Origin of the sequence: Actinomadura darangshiensis (assembly GCF_004349235.1) — a bacterium.
In the GTDB taxonomy this organism is placed as follows: Bacteria; Actinomycetota; Actinomycetes; order Streptosporangiales; family Streptosporangiaceae; genus Spirillospora; species Spirillospora darangshiensis.
The window spans coordinates 1-3,261 of the sequence record NZ_SMKY01000523.1 but is presented as its reverse complement, the minus strand read 5'-3'; the positions used below and the strand labels follow the sequence as shown (position 1 = coordinate 3,261).

Below are 3,261 nucleotides of genomic sequence, written 5' to 3'. Positions count from 1 at the left end.
CTCGCCCACAACGCCGTGACCGCGTCCTTCGCCCCGCCCCAGACCAAGACCCGCCTCCACCACCAGATCGACACCTGGCTGAGGGAGCCCGAGCTACCGGCTTAGGCCGTCCAGCGTCACGCGAGTCATTGCGTCGCCAGGACTTGCGCCTGGGCGGCACACAGCAGTGCTAAGAATCTCGACGGCCTCGACCGGACTGATGTCACGGCGCATCGTCCCCTCGTGCTGGACGTCCTCAACCAGGCTTCGCAAAAGGCCGTCGACCTCGTCCTGCAGGGCGGCCCGCTCTGACAGGACGCAATCGTCGCCCGCGACCGACTTGACCAGGGCGAGCGGTTGCTCCGTGCAGTAGTCGACGACCTGGGCAAGCACGTCCCACCGCGAAACATCCCTCGCGGTCAGCAAGCGGATCCTCGAAGCAAGGCATTCCAGCGCACTGGTCGCGATCTCCTCGACGAGCGCGCGCCGGTCCGGGAAGTGCCTGTAGAGGGTCCCCACGCCGAGGCCCGCCGCACGGGCGATCTCCTCCATGCTCACGCCGGGCCCTCGCTCGGCGAACAACTCCAAGGCGGCCGTGACGATCCGCTCGCGATTGCGTTGCGCGTCGGCCCGCATCACCCTCCCCCACTTCAACCGGAATCACAGGTTCAGGTTACCCTGGCTGTTATCCAGAACCGGAAGATCCGATTCATGTTGGAGGGCACATGCGCATCGGCCTGTTCACCGTCGCCGGAACGGCCCCGTTGGACGAGCTCGTCACCCAAGTCCGCCTCGCCCGGGACGCCGGACTCGACAGCGTCTTCTTCGGCCACGCCTGGTCGTGGGACGCCCTCATGACCGCGGCGCTCGCCGGACGCGAGGTGCCCGGCATCGAGCTGGGCACCGCCATCGTCCCGACCTACCCGCGCCATCCCCTCGCCCTGGCCGGCCAGGCGCTTACCGCGCAGGCCATGGCGGGCGGACGCTTCACCCTCGGCGTCGGGCCGAGCCACCCGCAGGTCATCGAGGGTGCGCACGGGATCTCCTACGAGCGTCCTGCGCGGCACACCCGCGAGTACCTTTCCGCCCTGCGCCCGCTGCTGCGCGGCGAGGACGTCGACTACCACGGCGAGACGCTGACCGCGGCCGCGACGATCGACGCCCCCGGCGCGACCCCGCCGCCCGTGCTCCTGTCAGCGCTGGGCCCGGCCATGCTGCGGATCGCGGGAGAACTCGCCGACGGCACCCTCACGACCTGGACCGGCGCCGAGGCGATCGCGGACCACATCGCACCCTCGATCACCAAGGCCGCCGAAGCGGCCGGGCGACCCGCACCACGCGTACTGGCAGGCGCAGTGGTGGCCCTCACCACCGACCCGGACGCCGTCCGCCGCGACCTGGCGGAACAACTCGGCTTCGCAGGAAACTTCCCCGCCTACCGGTCGATCCTCGACCGCCAAGGCCTCTCCGGCGTCCACGAGACGGTCATCGCCGGGGACGAAAAGGATGTGGCCCGCCAACTCCGCCGCTTCGCCGACGCCGGCGCCACAGACCTCCTCATCAGCCCCCGCGGCGACCTAACACGCCTCCTGGACTTCGCCGCCACCCTGCACTGACGAACCGCACCGCGATACAGGCAAGACCGGCGACGACCCCGCTACGGCGGCGTCCCCGCATCGCCCCCGCACGCGCTGCGCGGCTCGCGCCGCCGTCTGGGCGCTGAACACCCATGCGGCGAGGGCGCAGAGGGCGAGCGTCGCGCCGAGGACGGTGGGGCCCATCCACCCGGCGGCGTCGAACAGCGCCGTGGTCGCGGCCGCTCCCAGCGCGGAGCCGAGGGAGTAGAAGACCATGTAGGCGCCGATGACGGTGCTGGTCCGGTCGACGTAGGCGGCGGTGAGTGCGTGCTGATTGCTCACGTGCACGGCCTGGACGGCGAAGTCGAGCAGGATCACGCCGACGATCAGCAGCGGCAGCGACCACGAAAGCTGCCCGATCGCGACCCAGGAGGCGAGCAGGAGCGCGAGTGCGATGCCGGTAACCCGGCGCGCGTGCCCGGCGTCGCCCCAGCGGCCGGACCGGGCCGCGCCGAGGGCCCCGGCAAGCCCGGCGACGCCGAAGAGGCCGATCTGCGCTTCGCTGAGGTGCCATGGCGCACCGGCCAGCGGCAGGGCCATGCCGCTCCACAGGGTGCCGAACGAGGCGAACAGGAAGAACGCGATCAGCCCGCGGCTGAGGAACACGGGCTGGGCGAACAGCCCGCCGAAGGACTGGAGGAGCCGCCCGTACCGCACGGTGCCCGCGCGGACATCCGCGGGCAGCAGAGCAAGAGCGAGCAGGGCGAGGACGCCAGCAAGGACCGCCAGAACCAGGTAGATGCTCCGCCACCCCCACAGATCGGCGAGCACTCCCGCGATGACACGCGCCCCGAGGATCCCGATCACCACGCCCGAGGTCACGATGCCGAGATTGCGCCCGCGCTCGGCAGGCGGGGAGATCGATGCGGTGTAGGCGACGGCGGTCTGCACCACCACCGCGAACACGCCCGCCGCGGCCAGCCCCGCGAATGCCGCCCAGGCGACCGGGGCGGCCGCGGTGATCGCCGTCCCCGCGGCCACCAGGCCGAGGTGCGCGGCGATCAGGCGCCTGCGGTCGAGCATGTCGCCGAGCGGCACCAGGAGCACCAGCCCGACCAGATAGCCGAGCTGCCCGATGGCCACGAACCAGCCGAGCGAGCCGGCGGATACGCCCAGGTCACGCCCCATCGGCCCCAGCACCGGCTGCCCGGCGTAAACGCTCGCCACCGCGACCCCGCACACCGCCCCCAGCAGCAGCCTCGTCCTCCAGCCCACAACCACCCCTTCAATTGGTTTCATTTTGCAACCAATCGAAGATAAGCCAGAATGGTTTCAATACGCAACTCTTGGAGGAGTGATGGCACGCGGCGCCACCGACCGGCATGCCCCCGAGTGGACGGACCCCAGTTGCCCGGTGGCCCGCACGGTCGACCTGGTCGGCGACCGGTGGAGCCTGCTCGTCATCCGCGACGCGATGGACGGCGCCCGCTCGTTCACCGACTTCCAGCAGCGCACCGGCATTGCCCGCAACATCCTCACCGACCGCCTCCGCAAGCTCACCGCCTACGGACTGCTAGCCCAGGTCGACGCCCCTTCAGGCCGGCGCAAGCTGTACACGCTCACCGACGCCGGCAAGGACCTCTTCCCCGTGATCGTCACCCTCCGGCAGTGGGGCGAACACCACGCCTTCAACCCAGGCGAACCC

Annotated in this window: 4 protein-coding genes; 2 read left to right on the top strand and 2 right to left on the bottom strand. The window is 70.8% G+C overall.

Features of this window, described 5'->3' with window-relative positions; genetic code table 11:
* Positions 1 to 93 precede the first annotated feature (93 nt).
* Positions 94 to 615: a TetR/AcrR family transcriptional regulator gene (locus E1293_RS45830; RefSeq protein WP_132206255.1), complete on the bottom strand. Its 522-nt coding sequence runs from the start codon at positions 613 to 615 to the stop codon at positions 94 to 96.
* 89 nt (positions 616 to 704) lie between these two features.
* Between E1293_RS45830 and E1293_RS45825 the strand changes: the two genes are divergently transcribed.
* On the top strand, positions 705 to 1,595 hold the full coding sequence (locus E1293_RS45825; protein WP_132206253.1) for an LLM class F420-dependent oxidoreductase: 891 nt from the start codon (positions 705 to 707) through the stop codon (positions 1,593 to 1,595).
* Here the strand turns inward: E1293_RS45825 and E1293_RS45820 are convergent.
* Entirely contained in the window at positions 1,557 to 2,831 is a 1,275-nt protein-coding gene (locus E1293_RS45820; RefSeq protein ID WP_243717549.1) for an MFS transporter, read from the bottom strand. The two genes, E1293_RS45825 and E1293_RS45820, sit on opposite strands and share 39 nt — an antisense overlap.
* 82 nt (positions 2,832 to 2,913) lie before the next feature.
* On the opposite strand from E1293_RS45820, the gene E1293_RS45815 reads away from it, so the two are divergent.
* Positions 2,914 to 3,261: winged helix-turn-helix transcriptional regulator (locus E1293_RS45815; RefSeq protein ID WP_132206249.1), on the top strand; the 348-nt coding region annotated here is incomplete at its 3' end.

Excerpts from the sequence above, each read along its gene's own strand:
- E1293_RS45830 (WP_132206255.1), bottom strand. The coding sequence starts at position 615 with ATGCGGGCCGACGCGCAACGCAATCGCGAGCGGATCGTCACGGCCGCC.
- E1293_RS45825 (WP_132206253.1), top strand. The coding sequence starts at position 705 with ATGCGCATCGGCCTGTTCACCGTCGCCGGAACGGCCCCGTTGGACGAG.